Source organism: Amycolatopsis sp. TNS106 (assembly GCF_019330265.1).
Classification (GTDB): Bacteria; Actinomycetota; Actinomycetes; order Mycobacteriales; family Pseudonocardiaceae; genus Amycolatopsis; species Amycolatopsis lurida.
The window spans coordinates 7,911,658-7,935,759 of the sequence record NZ_CP024972.1 but is presented as its reverse complement, the minus strand read 5'-3'; the positions used below and the strand labels follow the sequence as shown (position 1 = coordinate 7,935,759).

Below are 24,102 nucleotides of genomic sequence, written 5' to 3'. Positions count from 1 at the left end.
CCGCCGAGGTCCAAGTCACTCGAACACGCTACCGCGCTGGGGGGATGCGCCCGGACACGGTCCTAGGCGAGTGACTCCGCGGGCACGCCCAGTACTTCCGCGACCGCGGCCCGGCTGACCGCGCCCTCCCGCAGGATGACCGGGTCGTCGCCGGTGAGATCGACCATCGTGGACGGGACGGGCTCCCCGGTGGAGCCGCCGTCGAGGTACACCGCGACGCTGTCGCCGAGCTGATCGACGGCCTCCTGCGCGGTGGAGGCGGGCGGCTGCCCGGAGACGTTGGCGCTCGAGACGGCCATCGGGCCGACGTCGCGCAGCAGTTCCAGCGCGACCGGGTGCAGCGGCATCCGCAGCATCACCGTTCCGCGTGACTGCCCCAGATCCCACTGCAGGCTCGGCGCGTGCGGGAGGACGATGGAGAGGTCGCCGGGCCAGAAGGCCTCCATGAGCGCCCGGGCCTGCGGCGGCGTGCCGAGCACGAGTCCATCCACAGTGGACCAGGAGCCGACCAGCACGCCGACCGGCATGTCCGGGCCGCGGTTCTTGGCCCGGAGGAGGGACTGGACGGCGCCGCCGTCGAAGGCGTCCGCGCCGATGCCGTAGACCGTGTCCGTCGGGAGGACGACGAGACGGCTGGAACGCACGGCGCTCGCCGCCGCGGCGAGGCCGTCGGCCCGGGATTCGTGCTTGCTGCAGTCGTACACCGCGCTCATGGCTCTTGAGCCTAGCGCTGCCCGATCTCTCGTGACTGACCGGACGACACGCGTGATCCGGCGAAGCCGCCGCTCGTGCTCGCCCTGAAGTACGTGAAGGCCCCCTTCATTGCGTCTAGCGCAGTGAAGGGGGCCTTCACGTACTACCGCGTAGTCCGCGGTCAGCAGCGGCCAAATCCGGCAGCTGTCCACCCGGCCCGCGCCATAGCTCCTGTCAGAAGGCGAAAGCCGTGCAGAACGACGTCGCCGTCTTCGCCGGATCCGCGATCGACGTCGCGGTCAGCTTGATATGCGCGACGTGGTCACCTCCCGCGGCCCGTTTGGCGTGCGCCGTCGCCGAAGACCGCCCGCCGAACGGAACGGTGGACAGCTCGTTCGGCAGCCGCACCTCCCAGCCCTTGGCGTTGGTGGACGCGCTCAGGCGGTAGGTGTCGGTGTTGAACGGCGCCGCCGCGCCCTTCGCGTCACCGGTGTTGAGCACCGGGAACGAGCAGCTCGCGAGCCCCTGCTTGGCGAACGCCGGGGCCGACGGCCACAGCGAAACACCCCTGGCCCGCGAACCCGCGCCGTCGAGCGAAGCCACCGTGACGACGTAGGACAGCACACCCTTGCGGTCGCGCTCGACGTCCGAGACGAGGAACTTCAGCCTGTTCGCCTCGTCGGTGTACTCGTACTTGCTCGCGGAACCGGTGCCCGCCTTGAACGCCGCGTCGTTGAGCTGGCGGTAGTCGCCGATCGTGATCGGCACCGCGGTGCCGTCCGGTTTCTTGTAGTCGGTCATGCCGATGTCGGCCGGATTCGCGTCGACGATCCATTCGAACGGCGCGTTGTCCTGGTTCTTCGTCTTCGCGATGATGACCCCGGAATCGGGCGCGAAGGAATCGCTGCCCATCCGGTCGACGACCTCGACGGTGTAATTGTGGTATCCGCCGCCGTCGCAGAACGGATCCTTCGACCGGTCGCATTTCGGCGAAAGGTCCCCACCGGTCAGCGCGATGTTGATCCCACTGTAGGCGCCCTGTCCCGGAAGGACCGAGCGCGCCGTGATCCTCGCCGAAACCGGTCCGGTCTCGGCGAGCTGCTTCCGGTCGAGCTTCAGCACGTCTTCGGGGTCGATGATGTCGAGCTTCATCTTGGTGCGCAGCATGTGGTGCGAACCCATCGAGCCACCCTGCGTCGCCGGGATCTGCCAGCGCGTGTGCGGTCCGCCGGGACCGTTGAAGCTGCCGCGCGACATCATCTCCCACGGCCCGGTGTAGGTCCTGGACGGCGGCGTGCCGAAGGGGTTGTTGTAATTGTCGCCGATACCGAGAATATGGCTCAATTCGTGCGCGTAGACCGCCTGGCCCGAGCTCTCGGCCTGGGTCGAGGAACCGGTGACCGCGTTCGGCCAGATACTCGCCGCCGATTTCCACGACGTCCACGGGACGTACCGGGTGGACGCGGCGTTCGGCATTCCCGCGACACCGGGGCCGAATTCGTCGGGCACGTTCCCCGGCTCGCCGAACTTCATCACGCCGAATTCCTGCCAGGTCGCGCTCTCGTCCTGACCGGCGGAGAGATAGAAGACGAAGTCGAACTGCTTGGACACGTCACCGACGTCCGCCTGCCAGGCGGCCCCCGCGTCCGCGCGGAGGTCACGCTTGCAGTTGGCGCCCGGCGGACAGGCGTCGGGCTGGAACTCCATGCCGTATTCGAAGGACTTGCCGGGCAGGCGGTACGGCCCGAACGCGGTCAGGTCGACGCCCATCCTGCCGCCGGAGTCCTCCATCCAGTACTCGTTGATGGTGTGGCCCTGGTTCAGCGCCTGCGGTTTGTTGAGGAAGTCCTGGTAGAACTTCGCGACGTTCGCGCGGGGGATGTCGCTGGCAGCGGGCCCGGGGTTGCCGAACACGGTCGAATGCGCCGGTTGCGTGACCGCGAACTCCTGATCCGGGTAGTCCGCGAGCACCACGGCGCCCTTGAACGTCCGCTTCGTCGGCTTCAGCGAAGGATCGGCCCAGTTGGTGCCGGGCGGCTTGCGGTAGTCGTCCCACGTCATGTGGTCCTGGTTCTCCCAGGTCGACCCGTCGATCGGGGCGGGCCAGCCTTTCACCGGCGCCGCGGCGGACGCGGGTTGGGCGACCAGACCCGGCAACAGCGCGGCGGTGGCGAGGACGGCGAGTGTTCTGAGTGGGGCTCGTCGGAGAGACGATCGCATCGGGGTACACCTCCCAGTCGGACCGCCGATGAGGCGGCCGTGATCGACGTTAGGAGGTGGGCTTTGCCGTGGGCACCGCCGGAAGTCGTGAGTCTCGCTAACTATCGGCCCAACGCCCCTTCCGCGTTTCGTCATCCGGATGCGGTAGTTGCGCGTGCAAGTACCGCATCCGGATGACTAAACGCAAGGTTCAGGAGACCCGCAAGGCTGTGACGAAGCGCGGCCGTCCGGCGAGATCGAGGTGCCCCTGGACGTCGGTGAGCACCCGTCGCGCCCGCACGAGCGCCGGGACGGCGGAGCCGTGCGTGTCGTCGTGCTCGATCGCCATCCCGCCGGTCGGCCGCAGCAGGCGCGCGGCCGCCGCGATCGCGTGCCGGATCACCGCCAGCCCGCTCTCTTCCGCGAACACCGCCCGGGGCGGGTCGTGCTCCGCGACCTCCGTCGGCACAGGGGTGCCTTCGGGGACGTACGGCGGGTTGCACAGGACCAGGTCGACGAGCCCGTCGAGTTCGGCGAACATCGTGCTGTCCGCGACGTCGCCGGAGTACAGGCGGATGGGCGTGTCTCCCGCGTCGGCGTGGACGTCCGCGTTGTGCCGGGCCCACGCGAGCGCCTGCGCGTCGATGTCGACCGCGTAGACGACGGCGTCCGGCCGAGCGTGCTGCACGGCCAGCGCCAGCGCACCCGATCCCGTGCACAGGTCGACCACCACCGGGTACTCGCGCCCGTGCAGCAGTTTGAGGCCCCATTCCAGGAGCAGTTCGGTCTCCGGCCGGGGGACGAACACCCCGGCGCCGACGTTGACCGTGATGTCGCCGAGCGCGGCCCAACCGGTGAGGTACTGCAACGGGATCCGTTTGGCCCGCTGGTTCACCAGCTGGCCGATCGCGTCGATGACGGGCGGGTCCACCAGCGGCACCATCGGCAGGCGGCCGCGTTCGACGCCGAGGACATGGGAGGCGATCAGTTCCGCGTCCGAACGCGGTGACGCCACACCGGCCTCGGTGAGGATGCGGGTCGCTTCCATGATGGCGAGGCGCAACGGCTGCCGGTTCACTGGTGTTCCTTCACAGAGTCAAGCCTGACACACGAGGCACGCGTGCCGGGGTCGATACACGCGGGCCCAGGGTATCGATTCCTTTCACCTCACCCGCCACGAGAGCGACGACAACGTCAGTGCGGCTTCGGCCACACGCCGCGCCAGGTCGGTCTGAAGGCTCTTCGTCGCCGAAGCGATCCACTCGTCCACGTTCCGTACACCGACATCGCGGTATTCGACGGCCTGAAGCAACATCTCCAGCTTGTCCGCGTCGCGCGCGTAGAGCGCCTCCGGGCTCTCGGCGGACTCGTACTCGTCGACGGCGTCGCGCACCGAGTCACGCGCCGCACCGGGAAGCGACGACGTCTGCGCCGCGGTGATCGCCCGCGGATCCGGCTTCTCGACGAAACCTTTGATCGTGTGCGGAAGGTCGCCGGTCCGCGTCTCCTGCGTGTCGTGCCAGAGCGCGAGGTACGCCGCCTTCGCCGGGTCGGCACCGCCCTCGGCCGCGAGCAGACCGGCCAGCTGCGCGACCCTGACGGTGTGCTCGGCGACCGATTCGGGATCGCGGACGCCCGCCTGCCACCACCCGGCCCGCCGGATCCGCTTGAGCACACCCAGTTCGAACCCGAATCTGGCCAAGGCTTCCACAGTTCTCCTACGCGTCGACGGTGAGATATCCGGCCAGTGTCCCGCGCCGCCGCCGGAGGGTGTCGATGCGGTCGTCCATTTCGGCCAGTTCGCGCCGGATCTCCCCGACGACCGTGGGACACAGGTCGAGTTCCGGCAGTTCGCCGTTCGCGCACGGCAGCACCTTCGCGATGACCTGCGTGCTCAGCCCGGCCGCGAGGAGCGCGCGGATCTGCCGCACGGTGGTGACCGCGTCTTCGTCGAAGCTGCGGTAGCAATTGGAGTCGCGCCGAGAGACCAGCAACCCCTGCTGCTCGTAGTAGCGCAGCAGCCGCTGGCTCACGCCGGTCCGCCGGGACAGCTCGCCGATCAGCATGTGACCCCCGTCATCCGAGTTTGACCTTCACATCGATGTCAGTACCTAACGTCGCCGGCATGACGAATCATTTCGCGCACGTCGTCCGCGGTGCCGGTCCCGGCCTGCTGCTCGCCCACGGAGGTGGCGGCAGCGTCGAGGGCAACTTCGGGAGCATCCTCGACGACCTCGCCCGCACCCACACCGTCGTCGGCCCCGACTACCCCGGCTCCGGGGCCACGCCGCGCAGCACCGAGCCGCTGGACCTCGACGCCGTCGCGGACGAACTGGTCTCCATCGCCGTCGACGCCGGCCTCGAACGGTTCGCGATCCTCGGCTACTCGCTCGGCACCGCGGTCGCCGTCCGCGCCGCGACCCGCCACCCCGATCGGATCACCGGGCTCATCCTGACCTCCGGGTTCGCGAAACCGGGCAACCGGCTCCTGCTGGCCGTCGACATCTGGCGCGAACTGCTGGGCGGCGACCGGAAGCTGCTGGCGAAGTTCCTCACCTTCGCCGCCACCGGCGAAAAGCACCTGAACGCGCTGTCGCCTTCGGAACTCGAAGCCGCCATCGAAGGCCTCGCCGAATTCATCCCGGAGGGCAGCCCCGAACACGTCGGCCTCGTCGCGAACGTCGACACCCGCGCCGAACTGGCCGGGATCTCGGTCCCCACCCTCGTCATCGCCACGACACTCGACGGCCTCGTTCCGCCCGCCCACTCCCGCGCACTCGCGGCCGGGATCCCCGGCGCCGAACTGGTCGAGATCGAGGCCGGGCACGGCATCGGCACCGAAGCCCGCGACGAATGGCTCGACGTGATCCAGAAGTTCCTCACCGGGAGCCGGCATGGGCTCCACCAGGCATAGTCCTCGCGCACGAAGGGTGCCGAGTCGCTCACCGTGACGGATATTCTATGGTGGCCTGGATGAGGTATCGGGACATCAGGCTGCCTTTCGGCGTGTTTTCCGCCGCGCTGGGCGTGCTGCTCGCCCGTTTCCTTGTTCCGCGCCCGATCGGCATGGCGGACAACGGCGACGGCTGGCGCATCCTGTGCCGGCTCGGCGCCCGCGAGCTCGACCGGCCGACGGAGAACTTCGTCCGCTTCTCCTACGGCCCCGCCCCGGCCTGCGAGAGCGAGTACATCTCCAGCCAGAGCTGGATCGACAGGATCGCCGGCGAGATCGGGCAGTCCCTCGGTTCGTCGGCGATCCTGAACCTGGTGGTGCTGGGCGTACTGGGCTGTCTGCTGGTCGCGGGCGGGATCGCCGCGATCGTGACGAGCCTGCGCCTTTCGGTCCGGAACAGCGTCATCGCCACGATCGCGCTGCTCCTGGTCGTAGCGGACTCGGCCTTCTTCGGTTACTTCGCCTCGGTGCTGAGCGAGAGTGCCGCCTTCGCCGGGATGATCCTGCTCGCCGGCGGGCTCCTGCTCATGCACCGCACCGGGCCGTGGCGCTACGCCGGCGCCGCGGTCACCGTCCTCGGCGCGATGATCGGGATCAACGCGAAATCGCAGACGCTGCTGCTGATCCCGGTGTTCGCGCTCGCGCTGCTGTTCGTCCGGCCGCCGGGCAGCCGCGGCCTGGCCGGTTGGGCCCTGCCGCTGGCCGTGCTCGCCGTCGTCGGCACGGGCACCGCACTGGTACAGGAGGCGGGTGACTCGGCGAACGCGGAGTACCGCGAGGCCAACATGTACCACGTCGTGTTCAACGGGATCGTGGACGGGAAACACGACACCACCGGCGACCTCGCCGCGCTGGGTCTCCCGCCGGAGTTCGCGAAGTACGTCGGCACGGATTGGTGGAGCGACAACGCGGCCTGGCGCGACCCGGCCTATCCCCGGTACCGCGACAAGATCAGCCGCCGCAACGTCGCCCAGTACTACCTCGAACACCCCGGGCGTGTGGCCGAGATCCTGCACCGATCCGCTCAGGAGACGCTGACCGCGCGGGTGCCGAACCTCGGAAGCTTCGGCGAGCACGCCGGACAGCCGCCGCTCGCCAAGGAGTACCGGGTCCCCGTCCTGTCCGGGATCACCGGCGGGATCGCGCCACTGGGACTGTTCGCCCTGCTGCCACTCTGGCTGCTCATCGGCTGGGCGGGGCTCCGTGCCTTCCGTAACCGCACCGGCCGTCGCGACGTGGGCCTCGTGGTGCTCATGTTCCTGCTGTTCGCGATGGGACAGTTCCTGGCCTCGGGTCTCGCGGAAGGCATCGAGAATGTCAAACACCAGCAGCTGACGCTCTTCCCGACCTTGCTCGCCGCCGCCTTGGCCGCGCTCTCGTTTCTTCCGCGGCGCCTTGACGAGCCACCGACAGCCGGGAAACGGGAGCCCGTCGCGACGACCGTCTCCGGCTGACGCTCCCTTGCCTTTCCGGGCAGAAGCGGCGCCGGCACAAGAACGGGGCCGACGCGCTTATCGGCAAGGCCGAAATGGAAGCGGTGGACGCGCTCGGCGTTCGACCCGCGTAGGCTGTGCGAACGCAGAACTCGCCGAAGGGCTCACGCGCTGGTCATGGATCTCCGGGAAACGACCGTCGTCACGCGGATATCCGCGAATATCGAGACCGAGGACTTCGCCGCGGCCGCCGCATTGGGCGACCGTCTCATCGGCGAGTTCGACGCCACCGAGCTGGAGATCTGCCGGGCGGATCCCGAAGGCGGCTGGACGGGGTACCTGGTCTCAGTCGGCTATCGCACACCACCGGCCGACAGCGAAGAGCCCGATGAAACCCTGCATCGAGCCGCGGTACCCGCGCTTTTCCACTTCGGCCTGAATGCGGAATTCTTCGAAATCCACGGCACGCCGGAGACCGGCCAATACGGAAGCTACGACGCCTACGACATCCAAGCCGACGGATACACGCTCTATTCCTTGATGGCGTCCGTCGGCGGCACCGATCCCCGTGAGCCGGCGTATGTCACCAGGCACGATTTCACCCCGCGCGCGGAAACCGATGTCATTTCACGGGTGCATCTCTATGTCCCCACCGGCGACCTGCGCATGGCCGTGGACCTCTGCGGCCGTCCCGCGACCGACCTTTCGGCGTCACTGATCCGGATCAGCACGGACGCGGGCCCTTGCGAAGCCGTGCTGCTGTCGGCGTTTCCCGCTCTGACAGGGGAAAGCGGCGACGAGGCGCTCCACCGGGTCAAGACCGAGGTGACCGACAGGCTCTCGCGGGTGAACATGTCCGTCCGGGCGGTCCATACCGCACTGGAGGACGACCCGTTCTACACCGAACCCGGCTAGTTCGTCTCAGCCCGCGTGGGCGGCCAGCCGCTCTTCGCGGTCCGCGGTGATGAGCGCGTCCAGCACGCCGTCGAGGTCGCCGTCGAGGACCTGGTCCAGGTTGTACGCCTTGTAGTTCACCCGGTGGTCGGCGATGCGGTTCTCGGCGAAGTTGTAGGTGCGGACCCGCTCGGAGCGGTCGACGGTGCGGACCTGCGAGCGGCGGGCGTCCGACGCCTTCGCGGCGGCCTCCTCCTCGGCGATCGCCTGGAGGCGGGCCTGCAGCACCTGCAGGGCGCGGGCACGGTTCTGGATCTGCGACTTCTCGTTCTGGCACGAGACGACCACGCCGGTCGGGAGGTGGGTGATCCGCACCGCCGAGTCGGTCGTGTTCACGCTCTGGCCGCCGGGGCCGGACGAGCGGTAGACGTCGATCCGCAGGTCGTTCGGGTCGATCTCGACCTCGACGTCCTCGGGTTCGGGGTAGATGAGCACGCCGGACGCGGAGGTGTGGATGCGGCCCTGCGATTCGGTGGCGGGCACGCGCTGCACGCGGTGCACCCCGCCCTCGAACTTCAGCCGGGCCCAGACGCCGTCGGCGTCGGCGGAACGGCTCTTGATGGACACGGTGACGTCCTTGAAGCCACCGAGGTCCGAGTCGACCGAGTCGAGCACCTCGGCCTTCCAGCCGTGGCGCTCGGCGTAGCGCAGGTACATGCGCAGGAGGTCGCCGGCGAACAGCGCCGATTCCTCCCCGCCTTCACCCGATTTGATCTCCATGACCACGTCGGAGCCGTCGTACGGGTCGCGCGGCAGGAGCAGTTCGGTGAGCTTGGCCTCGAGCACGGGGATCTTGGCGGAGATCTCCTCGGCCTCGGCCGCGAAGGCCGAGTCTTCCGCCACCAATTCCTTCGCCGTCTCGAGGTCTTCACGGGCGGTGTCGAGCTCGCGGACCGTCTTGACGACGGGGCTCAGCTCCGCGTATCGGCGGCCGAGCTTGCGGGCGCGCGCCTGGTCGGCGTGCACGGACGGGTCGGCCAGCTGCTGTTCCAGCTGGGCGTGCTCTTCGAGCAGACCCTTCAGCGAACTCGAATCCACCACTCCACCTCTCAACGACCCGGACAAAAAACCATGAAAAACGGCGCCTACCCGGACATGCGGGTAGGCGCCGTCGTTCAAGCTACTTGGCGTCTTCGGCCTTCTTGCGCTTGCCGTAGCGAGCCTCGAAGCGCGCGACGCGGCCGCCGGTGTCCATGAGCTTCTGCTTGCCGGTGTAGAACGGGTGGCAGTTCGAGCAGATCTCGACGTGGAGGTTGCCGGAGGTCTTGGTGCTGCGCGTGGTGAATTCGTTGCCACAGTCACAGTTCACGTGCGTGACGACGTACTCGGGGTGAATACCGCTTTTCATGGTGTCCTCTCTCGTTGGCCCCGGGTCCCCGTGCGGGGTGAACCGGTGCCGGACTTCAGCGGATGATTTTGCCAGATGTGCTGGCAGTGGCGTCAACGCACCCCACCCCCGGCGTATTCCACCACGGTGAGTCATCGACCATCGACGCCCGGTTGTACGAAATTTGTACTTGATCACGGGAACGTCTTGTTGTTGGTGATTCCTCAACAGGAGGTACTGATCATGCGCACCATCCTCGCCAAGGTGGCGAAGCCGGCCTCCGTCGCCGCGCTGACCATCGCGGCCCTCGCCGTGGCTCCGGTCGCGGGAGCCGCTCCGGCCGCCCTCGGACCGGCCGCCACCATCACCGCCGCCGACATCAACCCGGCCGCGGGGACGTTCACCACCCTGCCCGACGGCGACCTGGCCATCCAGGGCGCCGGCGACGGCACGCCCGCCGGCGCCGTCCAGTGGTTCAAGAACCGCCTGGGCTCCACCGCGTACCAGGGCCTCTGCGAGAAGGCCGTCGAGAACGCCTACGGGACCACCGGCGTCTGGGCCTCGGCCAACGCGCACTGGAACGGCGCGAGCCCGAAGCACACGACCGGGACGCCGCCGAAGGGCTCCTTCGTGTACTGGAACATCAGCCAGTGGGGCCACGTCGGCATCGCCGACGGCTCCGGCGGGATCTACGCCTCCAGCATCGGCGGCAAGATCGGCCACGCGTCGAGCGTGCACTACTTCAACAACTACCGCGGCTGGACTCCTGCGGCGGTTCCGCACCGCTGAGCCCCCGGGTCAGGTGGTCCGTGAAGGCCTCCTTGAGGGACTCTGGGTCCCTCAAGGAGGCCTTCACGGACCTTCGATCGACGCAAGCCAGCGCTTCGTCGCGCGCGGCGAGGTCAGCCGCACCACCGGCACCGCGGGATCCGCGACCCAGCCGCGGATCGTTCGCCGTTTGCGCGCGAACGAGCGGAAGTGCCACACGATGATCGAGTCGCCGGAGAGCATGCCCCGCAGCGTCTCGACGTTGCCGTTGCAGATCCGGCGACGGGTGACGCAGCGCACCACGGTCCGGCGCACCAAACGGCTCAGTGAAACCCAGCGTGGATAGTCCAGCGCGACGATCAGTTCGGCGCGAGGCAACGCGATGTCTCGCCATTTGGCGAACATCCCGTCGATGATCCAGTACTCCCCCGCGACCAGCGCGCTGATCCGGCGTCGCTGTTCGTCGTCGGGAACCGGCACCCAACCCGGCTGCCAGGCGAGATCGTCGTCGACCGAATGGCACGGCAGCCCAGTCCGCTCGGCGAGCTTTCGCGCCAGCGTCGACTTACCCGAACCGGTGACCCCGTACACGACAATGCGCCCAGGCACCGAACCCACGACTTCCTCCCCCGCAGTACGTGAAGGCCCCCTTCACTGCGCCTAGCGCAATGAAGGGGGCCTTCACGTACTTACCGACCGATAAGGATCAGTCGTCGTCGTTCGAGCCGAGGGCCGTCTTCGAGACCTGCATGAGGAACTCGATGTTGGTCTTCGTCTTGCGCAGTCGCGAGATCAGCAGGTCGATGGCCTGCTGCGAGTCCAGCGCGTGCAGCACCCGGTGCAGCTTGTGGGTGACCGCGAGCTCGTCCGGCGAAAGCAGCAGGTCTTCCTTGCGGGTACCAGACGGGTTGATGTCCACCGCGGGGAACACACGCCGCTCGGCGATCTTCCGGTCGAGCTTGAGGTCCGCGTTCGCGGTGCCCTTGAACTCTTCGAAGATGACCGTGTCACCGGTGGACCCGGTTTCGACCATCGTGGTGGCGAAGATCGTCAGCGAACCGCCGTTCTCGATGTTGCGCGCCGCGCCGAGGAACCGCTTCGGCGGGAACAGCGCCGTCGAGTCGACACCACCGGAGAGGATCCGGCCGGACGCCGGGGCCGCCAGGTTGTAGGCACGGCCCAGACGGGTGATCGAGTCGAGCAGGACGACGACGTCGTGGCCCATCTCGACCAGGCGCTTCGCCCGCTCGATGGCCAGCTCCGCGACCGAGGTGTGGTCGGACGGCGGGCGGTCGAAGGTCGAGGCGATGACCTCACCCTTCACCGACCGCTGCATGTCGGTGACCTCTTCCGGACGCTCGTCCACGAGCACGACCATCAGGTGGCACTCGGGGTTGTTCGTCGAGATCGCGTTCGCGATGTCCTGCATGATCGTCGTCTTGCCCGCCTTCGGCGGCGACACGATCAGGGCACGCTGCCCCTTGCCGACCGGCATCACCAGGTCGATGACGCGGGTGGTGAGCTTGTGCGGCTCGGTTTCGAGGCGCAGGCGCTCGTTCGGGTACAGCGGAGTCAGCTTGGTGAACTCGGGACGACGCTTGGACTCGTCCGGCTCCAGGCCGTTGATCGAGTCGACGCGCACCAGCGGGTTGAACTTCTGCCGCTGCTGCTCGCCGTCACGCGGCTGGCGCACGACACCGGTGATGGCGTCACCGCGGCGCAGGCCGTACTTGCGGACCAGCGAAAGCGAGACGTACACGTCGTTCGGCCCGGCGAGGTAGCCCGAGGTACGCACGAACGCGTAGTTGTCGAGCACGTCCAGGATGCCCGCGACGGGCAGCAGGACGTCGTCCTCGCGGATCTCGGTGTCGGGCGAACCGCCCTGTTCGCGGCCACCGCCGGAACCGCGGCGGCGACGGTCGCGGAAGCGACGGCCGCGACGGCCGCCTTCCTCGTCGTCGTCGCCCTGCGGGCCCTGGCCCTGGCGCTGGCTGTTGTCCTGGCCACCACCCTGCTGGTTGCGCTGGCGGTTGTCCTGGCCACGGCCGTCGCGGTTGCCCTGACGGTTGCCGCCCTGCTCACCGCGGTCGCCGCGCTCGTTGCGGTCACCCCGGTCACCGCGCTCGCCACGCTCACGCTGCTGGCCGCCCTGCTCGGGCGAACCCGCGGCACGGTTGGAGCCGCGGCGACGACGGTTGCGGCCGCCCTCTTCCTGCTGCGGCTGGCCGTCCTGCTGGGTGTTCTCCTGCTGCGCGGGCCGCTCGGCGGCGGGCGCGGAGCCGTTCTCCGAGACCTTTTCGGTCTTCTCGGCCTTCTCGGCGCGAGGAGCCTCGGCCGGAGCGGCTTCGGCCTTCGGGGCTTCCTGCTTCGGGGCCTCCGTCTTGGGCGCTTCGGCCTTGGGGGCCTTGCGCGGTGCATCGATCCCCTCGAGCGGAAGCGTTTCGCTCGCCGCGGCGGGGGTCTTGCGCTTGGTCTTGCCCTGGCGCTCGCGGATGGCCGCGATCAGATCGCCCTTGCGCATACCCGTGGTCTCGCCGATGCCAAGGTCCCCAGCGATCGAGCGCAGTTCGGCGACGGTCTTGCCGGTCAATCCGCCGACCGTGCGCTTGGGAGCGACGGCGCCGTTCGACTCGGCGGCGCCACCTTCGACGTCGCTCAAAAGATCGGTGTTGCTCACAAATGTCCTTCCTGACCGATCCACGCCTCCAGGTGGATCAGCGGACCGCCGCTCGCGTCCGATTGCGAAACGGCGTAATTGGCCCCCGATACGGGCGATCAGCTCCTCGGCCGTGTTGAACACAGCTAGAAGGCCTCCAGCACAGGGATTTGCGTCCTCCAAACGGAGGAAGCGGAATTCGGCACCGCCGGAACCGGGAACCCGCCTGCGTCCATCCGCTACTCCCCGCTTGCCAGGCGGTCTGCGGAACTGGCGGATCAACGAAGGATGCGGGCCAAGGATGACACTGGTCACCTGGACCGGCACCGGGTGCGGAAACGCACGGTGATCGAACGCCCCCGAGGGTAGACCGCGCCACGGCCCGGTGCAACAACCACCCCCCGCGTGGCGGGATGGGGCTCCGGCATGTGACCGAGGCTTTACTGAGCCGCAACCTGAACGCCGCCCGGATCGATCGGCAGCTCGGTGACGTCGAAAGACGTAACGTCGACGCCCGCCGGGAGTATTCCCCCGGTGGTCAGCGCGAGCACGGTCGGACCGGCTCCGGAGATGGCCGCGGCCACCCCTTCGGCCCTCAGCGCGCGCACCAGCTCGCTGCTCGCCGGGTACGCGGGCGCCCGGTAGTGCTGATGGAGCCGATCTTCGGTCGCGGAGAGCAACAGGTCCGGGCGCGAGGTGAGCGCGTGGACCGCGAGCGCCGCGCGGCCGGCCGTGAAGGCCGCGTCGGCGTGCGGGACCTGGGCGGGGAGCAGTCCGCGTGTGGCGTCGGTCGAGGACCGCAGCGCCGGGACGGCGACCACGGGCCGGATGTCGTGGTGGGGCTGGAGCCGTTCGGCGCGGAACCGCTCGCCCTCGGTCCAGGCCACCACGAAGCCGCCCAGCAGGCTCGCCGCGGCGTTGTCGGCGTGTCCCTCGAACCCGGCGGCCAGCTGCAGCGCGTCGTCGTCCAGGGCCTTCTCAGTCAGCGCGTACGCCGCCGCCACCCCGGTCACGACCGCGGCCGCGGACGAGCCGAGGCCGCGGGCGTGCGGGATGGCGTTGAAGCAGCGCAGGTGCAGGCCCGGCGGGCGGAGGCCGAGGTGTTCGCAACCACGCCGGAAAGCGCGGACGACCAGGTGCGACTCGTCGGTCGGGACGTCCTCCACCCCGCCCGCGCCGACGTCGATCACCTCGATCTCGAGGCCGGCGTCGGTGATCCGGAGCTCGACCCGGTCGTACAACGCCAGCGCGAGGCCGAGGGTGTCGAATCCCGGGCCGAGGTTCGCCGACGACGCCGGGACCTTGACCTCGATCAGCGTCATCGCAGGTCCAGCGCGGCGGCGACGGCGGTCGGGTCGACGGCGAGCGGCTCGACCTCGACGTTGCCCTCCAGCGCCGTGGCCGGGTCCTTCAGCCCGTGTCCGGTGACGGTGCACACGACGGTCGAGCCCTTCGGCAGGCGCCCGTCGGCGGCCGTGGTGAGCAGGCCCGCGACGCTGGTCGCCGAAGCGGGCTCGACGAACACACCTTCCTTGCGGGCGAGCAGCCGGTACGCCTCGAGGATCTTCTCGTCGGTGATCGCTTCGAACAGCCCCGCGGACGCGTTCTTGGCCTTCATCGCGCCGTCCCAGGACGCGGGGCTGCCGATGCGGATCGCGGTCGCGATGGTGTCGGGATCGGCCACCGGCTCGCCGTGCACGAGAGGCGCGGCGCCTGCCGCCTGGAAGCCGAACATCCGCGGGGTGTTCTTCACCACACCGTCGCCCGCGTACTCGGAATACCCGGCCCAGTAGGCGGTGATGTTGCCCGCGTTGCCGACCGGCAGGCAGTGGATGTCCGGCGCTTGGCCGAGGACGTCGCAGATCTCGAACGCGGCCGACTTCTGGCCGGCGATGCGCACCGGGTTGACCGAGTTGACCAAGGTCACCGGGTAGTCGATCGCGGTCTTCTGCGCGAGTTCGAGGCAATCGTCGAAGTTGCCGTCCACCTGGAGGATGCGCGCGCCGTGCTGCACCGCCTGGGCGAGTTTGCCCATCGCGATCTTGCCCTGGGGCACCAGCACCGCGCAGGTGAGCCCGGCACGGGCCGCGTAGGCGGCGGCCGACGCCGACGTGTTGCCGGTGGACGCGCAGATGACCGCCTTGAGCCCGCTGGCGAGCGCGTGCGTGATGGCCACGGTCATCCCGCGGTCCTTGAACGACCCGGTCGGGTTCACGCCTTCGACCTTGAGGTGGACCTCGCAGCCGGTCAGTTCCGAGAGGTGCGGGGCGGGCAGCAGCGGGGTGTTGCCCTCGCCGAGGGTGATCACCTTCGCGCCGGACGGGACCGGGATCCGGTCGGGATAAGCCTGGATGATCCCGGGCCACGGTTGGGGAATCACTGGTCTTCGCCTTCCACACGCATCACACTGACGACCTGGTTCACCACATCGAGCTGGGCAATGTCGTCCACAGTGGACCGCAATGCCGCGTCCGGCGCCAGGTGGGTGACCACGACCAGGCTGGCCGTGTCGTTCGCGTCGCGCTGCCGCACGGCGGCGATGCTGACACCGTGCCCGGCGAACGCCTGGGCCACCTGGGCGAGGACGCCCGCTCGATCGGCCACGTCGAGACTGACGTGGTACCGCGTCGGCGTCTGGCCCATCGGCCTGACCGGGAGCGCGGCGTGCGCGGATTCGCGCGGGCCACGGCCGCCGACGACCCGGTTTCGAGCCACCGCGACGAGGTCGCCGAGCACGGCACTCGCGGTCGGCGCGCCACCGGCGCCCTGACCGTAGAACATGAGCTCACCGGCGGCGTCGGCCTCGACGTAGACGGCGTTGTACGCGCCGCCGACCCCGGCGAGCTGGTGGTTGCGCGGGATCATCACCGGATGCACGCGCGCCGAAACGGATTCGGTGCCGTCGTCGGCGGTGACGCGTTCGCAGATGGCGAGCAGTTTCACCGTGCGGCCGAGGACGTTCGCCGCGGCGAGGTCCGACGCGGTGACGTCGGCGATGCCCTCGCGGTGCACGTCGGACGCGGTCACCCGGGTGTGGAACGCGAGCGAGGCGAGGATCGCGGCCTTGGACGCCGCGTCGTAACCGTCGACGTCGGCCGTCGGGTCGGCCTCCGCGTAACCGAGCCTGCTGGCCTCTTCCAGCGTTTCCGCGTAACCGGCGCCGGTGGAGTCCATCGCGGACAGGATGTAGTTGGTGGTGCCGTTGACGATCCCCATCACGCGGGTGATGCGGTCACCGGCCAGCGATTCGCGCAGCGGGCGCAGCAACGGGATCGCCCCGGCCACGGCCGCCTCGAAGTACAGGTCCACGCCCGCCGCGTCGGCGGCCTCGAACAGCTCCGCGGAATGCTCGGCCAGCAGTGCTTTGTTCGCCGTGACAACGGATTTCCCGGCTTTGAGCGCGTCGAGCAGCCACTGCCGCACCGGCTCGATGCCCCCGACCAGCTCGACGACGACGTCGACGTCCGGGGAGGTCACGAGCTTCGTCACGTCGGAGGTCACCAGTTCCGGTGGCAGCTCGGGGTGCTTGTCGGGGCGCCGCACCGCGATGCCCGCGAGCTCCACCCTGGCGCCCGCCCTGGCCGCGAGTTCCCCGGCCTGCTCGGTGAGCAGCCGGACGACCTCGCCGCCGACCGTCCCGCAGCCCAGCAGGGCGACCCTGATCACGCGTTCGTCCACAGTAGACACTTGCTAGACCTCCAGGCGCAGCATGTCGTCCGTCGTCTCCCGCCGCAGCAGCACGCGGGCGCTGCCGTTGCGCACGGCCACCACCGCGGGCCGCGGCTGCCGGTTGTACCCGCTGGCCATCGAGTAGCAGTACGCCCCGGTGGCCGCCACGGCGAGCAGGTCGCCGGGAGCAAGGGTGTCCGGGAGCCAGCAGTCACGGACGACGATGTCGCCGGACTCACAGTGTTTTCCCACGACCCGGGACAGCGCGGCGGCGGCCTGGCCGTCCCCGTCGTCGTCCGCGGACCGGGATACGAGACGGCAGTCGTACACGGCGTCGTAGAGCGCGGTGCGGATGTTGTCGCTCATGCCGCCGTCGACGCTGACATAGCGGCGGGCGGCCTTGTCGCCGAGCGAGACGTCCTTGATGGTGCCGACCTCGTACAGCGTGATCGTGCCGGGACCGGCGATGGCGCGACCCGGCTCGCCGGCGATCTTCGGCACCGGAAGGCCCGCGTATTCGCATTCCTTGCGGACGATCTCGCGGATCTGCGTGATCATCTGCGCGGGCGGGGGCGGGTTGTCCTTGTCGGTGTAGGCGATACCGAAACCACCGCCGAGGTCGACGATCGACAGCTGGTCGAGCAGATCGGTGCCGTGTTCCTTGGCGAGTTCGGCCAGCAGGCCGACCACGCGGCGGGCGGCGACCTCGAAACCGTCGGCGTCGAAGATCTGCGAACCGATGTGGCTGTGCAGGCCGATCAGCTTGAGGGACGGCGCGTTGAGCACGCGGCGCACGGCCTCGGCCGCGTCACCGGAAGCCAGCGAGAAACCGAACTTCTGGTCCTCGTGCGCGGTCGCGATGAACTCGTGGGTGTGCGCCTCGACGCCGACCGTCACCCGGATGAGGACGTTCTGCACGACGTCGTGCCGGGCGGCGACGTCGGCCAGCCGCGCGATCTCGTAGTAGGAGTCGACCACGACCGTGCCGACGCCCGCTTCGACGGCGGCTTCCAGTTCGGGCAGCGACTTGTTGTTGCCGTGGAAGGTGATCCGCTCCGCCGGGAAGTTCGCGCGCTGCGCGACGGCGAGCTCGCCGCCACTGCAGACGTCCAGGCTCAGCCCCTGCTCGGCCACCCAGCGGGCGATCTCGATGGACAGGAACGCCTTGGACGCGTAGTGCACGAGCGCCGGGTCGTCGAACGCCTCGGCGTAGTCGGCGCAGCGGGACTTGAAGTCGGCCTCGTCGACGACGAACAGCGGCGTGCCGTAGGTCTCGGCGAGTTCGCGGACGTCGACACCGGCGATGCGGACGACGCCGTCACCGCCGCGGAAAGTGTTGCGGGGCCAGACTTTCGGGTACAGCCTGTCGAGTTCTTCCGGACTCGACGGCGGGAAACCGGAGGCGTCGGCGTGGGGGTAGACGTCGGCGTGGCGGGGGCCCGCGGGGTGAGCCATTCTGGGTTACATCCGTTCCGGAGCAGAGACACCGAGCACGTTGAGGCCGTTCGCCAGCACCTGGCGGGCGGCCTGGCACAGCGCGAGCCGGGCGAACGTGAGGGGGGTGGCCTCCTCGTCGCCCTGGGGAAGAACACGGCCCACGGTGTAGAACTTGTGGTACGCGCCGGCGAGTTCTTCGAGGTACCGGGCGACGCGGTGCGGTTCACGCAGCTGTGCGGCCCGGCGGAGGACGGTCGGGAATTCGCCGATCGTGCGGATCAGATCGCCCTCGGCGGGCAGCGTAAGCAGGCCGAAGTCCACTTCGCCATCGGTTTTCAGGCCGAGGTCGGAAGCGTTGCGCTGCAACGAGGCCAGCCGCGCGTGGGCGTACTGGACGTAGTAGACCGGGTTGTCGTTGGAATGCTTGCGCAGCAGGTCGAGGTCGATGTCCAAAGTGGAATCGACGGAGTAGCGGATCAGCTCGTAGCGGGCCGCGTCGACGCCGACGGTGCCGACCAGGTCCTCCATGGTGATCACGGTGCCCGCGCGCTTGCTCATCCGGACCGGCTTGCCCTCGGAGACCAGGTTGACCATCTGGCCGATCAGGACCTCGACGACGACCGGGTCGTCACCGAAGGCGGCCGCGGCGGCCTTCAGGCGGGCGATGTAGCCGTGGTGGTCCGCGCCGAGCATGTAGATGCAGAGATCGAAGCCGCGTTTGCGCTTGTCCTGGAAGTAGGCGAGGTCGCCGGCGATGTAGGCCGGGTTGCCGTCCTTCTTGATGACGACGCGGTCCTTGTCGTCGCCGTGCTCCTTGGACTTGAGCCACCAGGCGCCGTCCTCGAAGTACAGGTTCCCGGAATCCTTCAGCTGCTGGACCGAGGACTCCACGGCGCCGGACTCGTGCAGCGAGTTCTCGTGGAAGTAGACGTCGAAATCGGTGCCGAAATCGTGCAGGCTCTGCTTGATCTCGGTGAACATCAGCTCGATGCCGACCCGGCGGAAGGTCTCGGCCCGCTCGTCGTCGGGCAGCGAGAGCGCGCTCGGCTCCTGGCGGATGACCTCGGCGGCGATGTCGTTGATGTAGCCGCCCGCGTAACCGTCCTCGGGGGCGGGCTCGCCCTTGGCGGCGGCTATCAGGGACCGGACGAAGCGGTCGATCTGCGCGCCGTGGTCGTTGAAGTAGTACTCGCGGGTGACGAGGCCGCCCTGCGCGGACAGCACGCGGCCCAGCGCGTCACCGACCGCGGCCCAGCGGGTGCCGCCGAGGTGGATCGGGCCGGTCGGGTTCGCCGAGACGAACTCCAGGTTGATCTTGACACCGGCCAGCGCGTCACCGAGGCCGTACTTCTCCCCCGCGTCGAGCACCTGCTGGACGATCTGGCCCTGCGCGTCGGCGGCGAGCCGCAGGTTGAGGAAGCCCGGCCCGGCGACCTCGGCGGAATCGATGCCGTCGGTCGCGGCGAGGGCCTCGGCCAGCGCGTCGGCGAAGTCGCGGGGCTTCATCCCCGCCTTCTTGGCCACCTGCAGCGCCAGGTTGGTCGCGTAATCGCCGTGCTCGGGGTTGCGGGGACGTTCGATCGTCACCTTCTCCGGCAGCACGGAATCGTCGAGGCCGCGCGCGGTGAGAACCTGCACGGCGGAGTTACGGACCAGGTCGGCGAGAGCTGCGGGAGTCACTCGCGGAATTCTAGGTGTGACCTGGTCCGGGCTTCGCAGCGACCGCCGGAAGGTGTGAGCCAAGCCGGTGATCTTCCGGCTGTTCACGGTGATCAGACGCGCGGTCTCTACACTGGCCCGCGCAGGGACCACCCCCTTTGGAGAACGCAGGAGCCATGGCTAACGGGACAACCAGAAAAAAGGGCGCGTCGTCGAAGAACGCCATGAAGGCCGCCCGTAGTTCCGTCGTGTCCAAGAAGGGCACGCCCTGGGGCACGATCATCGCCGTCGTGGCGATCGTCGTCCTGGCTGCCTCGGTGGTCACCTACTACATGGTCGCTTCGGCGCCCAAGCGCGAGCAGAAGACCCGCGAAGAGGCCGCGGCCGCCTTCGCGCCCTCGCAGCAGGACCCGGACCCGTCCAAGCGGATCGCAGGCGTGACCACGGCGACCTACGAGGGATCCGTGCACGTCACCGCCGCCGAGCGCGTCGCCTACGACAAGACCCCGCCCTTCGGTGGCCCGCACGACCAGTCCTGGGCCGCGTGCAACGGCGTCGTCTACGAAAAGGCCGTCCGCAACGAGAACATGGTGCACGGTCTCGAGCACGGCGCGGTCTGGATCGCCTACAACCCGGCCCAGATCTCCGGCGAGGCGCTCGACCTGCTGAAGGTGCGCGTCGAAGGCAAGCCGTACACGGTGATGTCGCCGTACCCGAACCTGGACAAGCCGATCTCCTTGCAGTCCTGGGGCCACCAGCTGAAGCTGGACTCCGCCTCCGACGAGCGGATCGACCAGTTCATCGCCGCGCTGCGCACCAACCCGTTCGGCGCGTACCCCGAGCGTGACGCCACCTGCGACGCGCAGATCGAACCGGGCGACTTCGACCCGACCCCGCCGGGGCCGGACGCGAAGCCGATGGACTACAAGGGCACCGCGGGCACGCAGCAGGACCAGCCCGGCGCCGGCCAGCCGTCCGCGCCCGCCACCCAGCCCTCGGCGCCCGCGAGCAAGTAGTGAGCCAAGTGGACCCCGATCCCCAGACCGTCGACGGCACCTCGCGATCGGCCAAGAGCCGATGGCTGGTGATCGGGGCCGCCCTGGTCGTCATGCTGATCCTCGGCTTCGGCCTCGGCGCGCTGACGACCAGGCTGATCGACTCCGAACCGGAGCGGACGACGCCGGGCGCCGGCTCGGTCGAGGTCGGCTTCGCACAGGACATGTCGGTGCACCACCTCCAGGCCGTCACCATGGCGGGCTGGGCGCGGGACCACACGACCGACCAGGCGATCAAGACCCTGGCGTTCGACATCGAGCGCACGCAGACCGGCCAGGTCGGCCGGATGAAGGGCTGGCTGGGCCTGTGGGGCCAGCCCGAGCAGACGACCGGCGCCTACATGACGTGGATGACCGAGCCGTCCGGCCACGGCGGGCACGGCGGCGACATGAAGCCGTCGAACGGCGCGCCGATGCCGGGGATGGCGACTTCGGCCGAACTGGCCAAGCTGCGGTCGCTGACCGGCAAGGAGATGGACGTCTTCTTCCTCCAGCTGATGCTGCGGCACCACGTTGGCGGAACCGAGATGGCGCAGTACGGCCACGATCACACGTCGATCGCGGACGTGAAGTCGCTGACGCAGAGCATGCTGGTCTCGCAGGGCGCCGAGATCACCCTGATGAAGGGGCTCCTCCAGGAACGCGGCGCGGCGCCCCTTCCCGCCTGACACGCATTTCGTCTTCTGGTTGCGGTAGTTCGTCTTGCCAACTACCGCAACCAGAGGACGAATTGCGTAGGGCATCAGGCGCCCGGCCGAGGCGGGGTGTGTGGAAATAGGGACGTTGAGTGTCTCTATTCCCACACACCGCATACGCAGCGTGAGCGGTTTCGGCGGCGAGGAACTCCTACTGACGCATTTCGTCCTCTGGTTGCGGTAGTTCGCTTTGCCAACTACCGCAACCAGAGGACGAATTGCGTCAGGGGGTCACCAGGAGAGTTCCCGGCAGCGTTGAGCGCATTGGGGCACTTCTATCTGCAGGGTCGCGTGCTCGATCGAGTAGCGGTTCGCCAGGAGGTTCTGCGCCTCGGTCAGCACCTCGGCCTGCTCCACGGTCGGCGCGATGGTGAGGTGCGCCGACGCGACCTCCATACCCGACGTCAGCGTCCAGACGTGCAGGTCGTGGACGTCCTCGACACCCTTCAGCCCGCTGAGCTCGGCCTGGATCCCGGCGACGTCGACGCCCTTCGGCGCGTGCTGGAACAGGATCCGCAGCGCGCGGCGGGCGAGGGCGTAGGTACGCGGCAGGACGAACAGGCCGATCGCGACACCGATGATCGGGTCGGCGTAGCGCCAGCCGGTCAGCAGCGTGATCGCGCCGCTCAGCAGCACGCCGACGGAGCCGATCAGGTCGGCGAGGACTTCGAGGTACGCGCCGCGGACGTTGATGCTCTCCTCCGCGCCCTTGCGCAGGATCAGGAACGAGACGATGTTCGCGACGAGACCGGCGGCCGCGGCCAGCAGGACGGGCAGGCCGGGTACCGCGGGCGGGTCGCTGATCCGGCCGATGGCCTCGACCAGGACGTAGCCCGCGACGCCGAACAGCAGGATGGCGTTGGCCAGGGCAGCGAGCACTTCGGCGCGGTAGAACCCGAAGGTCCTGGTCAGCGTCGGGCCGCTGCGCCGGGCGAGCAGGATGGCCGCCAGCGCCATGCCGACGCCGAGGACGTCGGTGAACATGTGCGCGGCGTCGGAGATCAGCGCGAGCGAGCCGGTGGCGAACCCGACTACGAACTCCATGACCATGAAGCCGGCGCCGATGACCAGCGCGATCGTCAAGCTCTTGAGGTAGCGGCCTGACGCGCTCGACGGCGAGGCCGTTCCATGCCCGTGCCCGTGACCCATTGCTCCGCCTCTCGTGAAGTCGACAGGCCGAATATATTGTCACATGCGCATATGTGCAATACAGGTGAGCCTAAGTTCACCATGGCTTAAGCCACACACGGAAGCCATCCCCCAGGAGGGCCTTCCCGAAACCTGGACCCGCCACGCACCGCTACCGAAGCGACCGGAAGAACCCCCGCAACTGACCGACGAAGGCCTCGGGCTGCTCGAAGGCGGCGAAGTGTCCGCCGGCGGGCAGCACCTCGTACCAGCGAAGATCGGTGTAGCGCAGCTCCGCCCAGCGCCTTGACGGCCGGATGATCTCCCGCGGGAAGATCGAAATACCCGAAGGAACTTCAACCGCCGAGACGTCCTGCTTCGTGTTCTCCCAGTAGATCCGCGCCGACGAGGTCGCCGTCGCGGTGAACCAGTAGACGGAGATCGCGTCGAGCATCTGACGCCAGGACAGCGCGGTCTCCGGTGAGCCGTCGTTGTCGGTCCACTCCCGGAACTTCTCGGCGATCCACGCCGCCTGCGCCGCGGGCGAGTCGGCGAGCCCGTAACCGAGCGTCTGCGGCCGCGTGGCCTGTTGCCGCGAGTATGCGGACCCGACCTCGCGGAATCGCGCGAGATCACTGATCGCCGCCCTCTCCTCGGCCGTCGGTTCACCCAGTGCGGTCTCGTCGTACGGAACCGCCGCCATGGTGACGTGGACGCCGATCAGCCGCTCCGGCACGAGCTTGGCGAGCATGTTCGTCACCCCCGCTCCCCAGTCGCCACCCTGCGCGACGTAGCGCTCATAGCCGAGCCGCCCCATCAACTCGCCCCAGGCCCGCGCGATGCGCTCGACGTTCCACCCCGTCGACGACGGCTTGTCACTCCAGCCGAACCCCGGCAGCGAGGGCGCCACGACATGGAACGCGTCCGCCGGATCGCCACCGTGCGCGGCGGGATCGGTCAGCGGGCCGAGCACGTCGAGGAACTCGACGACCGATCCCGGCCAGCCGTGCGTGAGCACGAGCGGCGTCGCGTCCGGCTCCGGCGAGCGAACGTGCAGGAAGTGGATCCCGAGACTGTCCACAGTGGTCTTGAACCCCGGGAAAGTGTTGACGCGGTCGGCCAAACCGAAGTCGTAGTCCTCCGCCCAGTACCGGCACAGCTCCCGCGCGAACTCCAGCGGAACCCCCTGCTCCCAGCCGTCCACGGTGGCAGGCTCGGGCCAGCGCGTGGCGCGCAGCCGGGCACGCAGGTCGGCGATGGCGGATTCGGGGATCCGCACCTCGAACGGTTCGATCATCAGGCCTCCCCCGGTTCGTCGGCGACACCGACGCTACGCCTACCCGGCCCGCCTGGCCGACGGCAGACACGAGACCCGAAATACCTGGTCAGAGCCACATAAGACACCCAGCCCGGGCACCACGACGGCTAACGGCCACCACTCGGGAGCACCTGCGGAGACATGCGCTAAGCTTTCAA

At 68.9% G+C, this 24,102-nt stretch carries 22 protein-coding genes; 6 read left to right on the top strand and 16 right to left on the bottom strand.

Annotated elements, in window-relative coordinates; all coding sequences use genetic code 11:
- Positions 1-62: 62 nt before the first annotated feature.
- The 5 genes from CVV72_RS36705 to CVV72_RS36685 all read right to left on the bottom strand — a co-directional run bounded on the left by CVV72_RS36705 (position 63) and on the right by CVV72_RS36685 (position 4,958).
- The gene (locus CVV72_RS36705; protein WP_034308962.1) at positions 63-713 is read right to left on the bottom strand and encodes an L-threonylcarbamoyladenylate synthase; all 651 of its coding nucleotides are present in this window, start codon (positions 711-713) and stop codon (positions 63-65) included.
- A 214-nt stretch (positions 714-927) separates the two neighbouring features.
- A complete protein-coding gene (locus tag CVV72_RS36700; protein ID WP_219148840.1) occupies positions 928-2,913 on the bottom strand; it encodes a M6 family metalloprotease domain-containing protein in 1,986 nt (661 codons plus the stop codon).
- A 190-nt stretch (positions 2,914-3,103) separates the two neighbouring features.
- Positions 3,104-3,970: a peptide chain release factor N(5)-glutamine methyltransferase gene (gene prmC, locus CVV72_RS36695; RefSeq protein WP_034308966.1), complete on the bottom strand. Its 867-nt coding sequence runs from the start codon at positions 3,968-3,970 to the stop codon at positions 3,104-3,106.
- 84 nt (positions 3,971-4,054) lie between these two features.
- On the bottom strand, positions 4,055-4,603 hold the full coding sequence (locus CVV72_RS36690) for an HD family hydrolase (RefSeq protein ID WP_125673809.1): 549 nt from the start codon (positions 4,601-4,603) through the stop codon (positions 4,055-4,057).
- A gap of 7 nt (positions 4,604-4,610) precedes the next feature.
- Positions 4,611-4,958 carry a MerR family transcriptional regulator gene (locus CVV72_RS36685; protein ID WP_219148838.1) on the bottom strand — a complete coding sequence of 116 codons (348 nt, stop codon included), beginning with the start codon at positions 4,956-4,958 and terminating at the stop codon, positions 4,611-4,613.
- Between the two features lie 59 nt (positions 4,959-5,017).
- Here CVV72_RS36685 and CVV72_RS36680 point away from each other — a divergent pair, with 59 nt between their 5' ends.
- From CVV72_RS36680 to CVV72_RS36670, 3 genes are all read left to right on the top strand, one after another.
- On the top strand, positions 5,018-5,806 hold the full coding sequence (locus CVV72_RS36680; protein ID WP_219148836.1) for an alpha/beta fold hydrolase: 789 nt from the start codon (positions 5,018-5,020) through the stop codon (positions 5,804-5,806).
- A 59-nt stretch (positions 5,807-5,865) separates the two neighbouring features.
- The gene (locus tag CVV72_RS36675; protein ID WP_219148834.1) at positions 5,866-7,299 is read left to right on the top strand and encodes a hypothetical protein; all 1,434 of its coding nucleotides are present in this window, start codon (positions 5,866-5,868) and stop codon (positions 7,297-7,299) included.
- A gap of 156 nt (positions 7,300-7,455) precedes the next feature.
- Positions 7,456-8,193 carry a hypothetical protein gene (locus CVV72_RS36670; protein WP_219148832.1) on the top strand — a complete coding sequence of 246 codons (738 nt, stop codon included), beginning with the start codon at positions 7,456-7,458 and terminating at the stop codon, positions 8,191-8,193.
- 6 nt (positions 8,194-8,199) lie between these two features.
- Here the strand turns inward: CVV72_RS36670 and prfA are convergent, their stop codons facing one another.
- Positions 8,200-9,270: a peptide chain release factor 1 gene (prfA, locus tag CVV72_RS36665; RefSeq protein ID WP_219148830.1), complete on the bottom strand. Its 1,071-nt coding sequence runs from the start codon at positions 9,268-9,270 to the stop codon at positions 8,200-8,202.
- 82 nt (positions 9,271-9,352) lie between these two features.
- Complete coding sequence (rpmE, locus tag CVV72_RS36660; protein WP_007028345.1) at positions 9,353-9,580, bottom strand: 50S ribosomal protein L31; 228 nt, start codon at positions 9,578-9,580, stop codon at positions 9,353-9,355.
- Positions 9,581-9,802: 222 nt separating this feature from the next.
- Between rpmE and CVV72_RS36655 the strand changes: the two genes are divergently transcribed.
- Entirely contained in the window at positions 9,803-10,348 is a 546-nt protein-coding gene (locus CVV72_RS36655; RefSeq protein WP_219148828.1) for a CHAP domain-containing protein, read from the top strand.
- A 63-nt stretch (positions 10,349-10,411) separates the two neighbouring features.
- On the opposite strand, the gene CVV72_RS36650 is transcribed toward CVV72_RS36655, so the two are convergent.
- From CVV72_RS36650 to argS, 7 genes are all read right to left on the bottom strand, one after another.
- Positions 10,412-10,945 carry an AAA family ATPase gene (locus CVV72_RS36650; RefSeq protein ID WP_219148826.1) on the bottom strand — a complete coding sequence of 178 codons (534 nt, stop codon included), beginning with the start codon at positions 10,943-10,945 and terminating at the stop codon, positions 10,412-10,414.
- A gap of 88 nt (positions 10,946-11,033) precedes the next feature.
- Positions 11,034-13,004, bottom strand: a complete 1,971-nt coding sequence (rho, locus tag CVV72_RS36645; protein ID WP_219148824.1) for a transcription termination factor Rho — start codon at positions 13,002-13,004, stop codon at positions 11,034-11,036.
- Between the two features lie 419 nt (positions 13,005-13,423).
- Positions 13,424-14,305 carry a homoserine kinase gene (gene thrB / locus CVV72_RS36640; protein WP_219148822.1) on the bottom strand — a complete coding sequence of 294 codons (882 nt, stop codon included), beginning with the start codon at positions 14,303-14,305 and terminating at the stop codon, positions 13,424-13,426.
- Positions 14,302-15,363, bottom strand: a complete 1,062-nt coding sequence (thrC, locus tag CVV72_RS36635; RefSeq protein WP_219148820.1) for a threonine synthase — start codon at positions 15,361-15,363, stop codon at positions 14,302-14,304. The genes thrB and thrC overlap by 4 nt, the downstream gene beginning before the upstream one ends.
- Entirely contained in the window at positions 15,360-16,670 is a 1,311-nt protein-coding gene (locus CVV72_RS36630; RefSeq protein ID WP_219148818.1) for a homoserine dehydrogenase, read from the bottom strand. Before CVV72_RS36630 ends, thrC begins: the two co-directional genes overlap by 4 nt.
- 3 nt (positions 16,671-16,673) lie before the next feature.
- Positions 16,674-18,107, bottom strand: coding sequence for a diaminopimelate decarboxylase (gene lysA, locus CVV72_RS36625; RefSeq protein ID WP_034308987.1), 1,434 nt, complete (start codon positions 18,105-18,107; stop codon positions 16,674-16,676).
- Between the two features lie 6 nt (positions 18,108-18,113).
- Complete coding sequence (gene argS / locus CVV72_RS36620; protein WP_219148816.1) at positions 18,114-19,769, bottom strand: arginine--tRNA ligase; 1,656 nt, start codon at positions 19,767-19,769, stop codon at positions 18,114-18,116.
- A gap of 203 nt (positions 19,770-19,972) precedes the next feature.
- Here argS and CVV72_RS36615 point away from each other — a divergent pair, with 203 nt between their 5' ends.
- On the top strand, positions 19,973-20,764 hold the full coding sequence (locus CVV72_RS36615) for a DUF3105 domain-containing protein (RefSeq protein ID WP_219154365.1): 792 nt from the start codon (positions 19,973-19,975) through the stop codon (positions 20,762-20,764).
- An 8-nt stretch (positions 20,765-20,772) separates the two neighbouring features.
- A complete protein-coding gene (locus CVV72_RS36610) occupies positions 20,773-21,471 on the top strand; it encodes a DUF305 domain-containing protein (RefSeq protein ID WP_219148814.1) in 699 nt (232 codons plus the stop codon).
- A gap of 258 nt (positions 21,472-21,729) precedes the next feature.
- Here the strand turns inward: CVV72_RS36610 and CVV72_RS36605 are convergent, their stop codons facing one another.
- Both CVV72_RS36605 and CVV72_RS36600 read right to left on the bottom strand, forming a co-directional pair.
- Positions 21,730-22,647 (bottom strand): cation diffusion facilitator family transporter, encoded by a 918-nt coding sequence (locus tag CVV72_RS36605; RefSeq protein WP_219148813.1) that lies wholly within the window; start codon positions 22,645-22,647, stop codon positions 21,730-21,732.
- Between the two features lie 151 nt (positions 22,648-22,798).
- Positions 22,799-23,923 carry an epoxide hydrolase family protein gene (locus tag CVV72_RS36600; RefSeq protein ID WP_219148811.1) on the bottom strand — a complete coding sequence of 375 codons (1,125 nt, stop codon included), beginning with the start codon at positions 23,921-23,923 and terminating at the stop codon, positions 22,799-22,801.
- Positions 23,924-24,102: the final 179 nt, after the last annotated feature.

Excerpts from the sequence above, each read along its gene's own strand:
- CVV72_RS36700 (WP_219148840.1), bottom strand. The coding sequence starts at position 2,913 with ATGCGATCGTCTCTCCGACGAGCCCCACTCAGAACACTCGCCGTCCTC.
- CVV72_RS36675 (WP_219148834.1), top strand. The coding sequence starts at position 5,866 with ATGAGGTATCGGGACATCAGGCTGCCTTTCGGCGTGTTTTCCGCCGCG.
- CVV72_RS36685 (WP_219148838.1), bottom strand. The coding sequence starts at position 4,958 with ATGCTGATCGGCGAGCTGTCCCGGCGGACCGGCGTGAGCCAGCGGCTG.
- CVV72_RS36615 (WP_219154365.1), top strand. The coding sequence starts at position 19,973 with ATGAAGGCCGCCCGTAGTTCCGTCGTGTCCAAGAAGGGCACGCCCTGG.
- CVV72_RS36670 (WP_219148832.1), top strand. The coding sequence starts at position 7,456 with ATGGATCTCCGGGAAACGACCGTCGTCACGCGGATATCCGCGAATATC.
- thrB (WP_219148822.1), bottom strand. The coding sequence starts at position 14,305 with ATGACGCTGATCGAGGTCAAGGTCCCGGCGTCGTCGGCGAACCTCGGC.
- CVV72_RS36605 (WP_219148813.1), bottom strand. The coding sequence starts at position 22,647 with ATGGGTCACGGGCACGGGCATGGAACGGCCTCGCCGTCGAGCGCGTCA.
- CVV72_RS36655 (WP_219148828.1), top strand. The coding sequence starts at position 9,803 with ATGCGCACCATCCTCGCCAAGGTGGCGAAGCCGGCCTCCGTCGCCGCG.
- CVV72_RS36680 (WP_219148836.1), top strand. The coding sequence starts at position 5,018 with ATGACGAATCATTTCGCGCACGTCGTCCGCGGTGCCGGTCCCGGCCTG.
- CVV72_RS36600 (WP_219148811.1), bottom strand. The coding sequence starts at position 23,923 with ATGATCGAACCGTTCGAGGTGCGGATCCCCGAATCCGCCATCGCCGAC.
- rpmE (WP_007028345.1), bottom strand. The coding sequence starts at position 9,580 with ATGAAAAGCGGTATTCACCCCGAGTACGTCGTCACGCACGTGAACTGT.
- CVV72_RS36705 (WP_034308962.1), bottom strand. The coding sequence starts at position 713 with ATGAGCGCGGTGTACGACTGCAGCAAGCACGAATCCCGGGCCGACGGC.
- lysA (WP_034308987.1), bottom strand. The coding sequence starts at position 18,107 with ATGGCTCACCCCGCGGGCCCCCGCCACGCCGACGTCTACCCCCACGCC.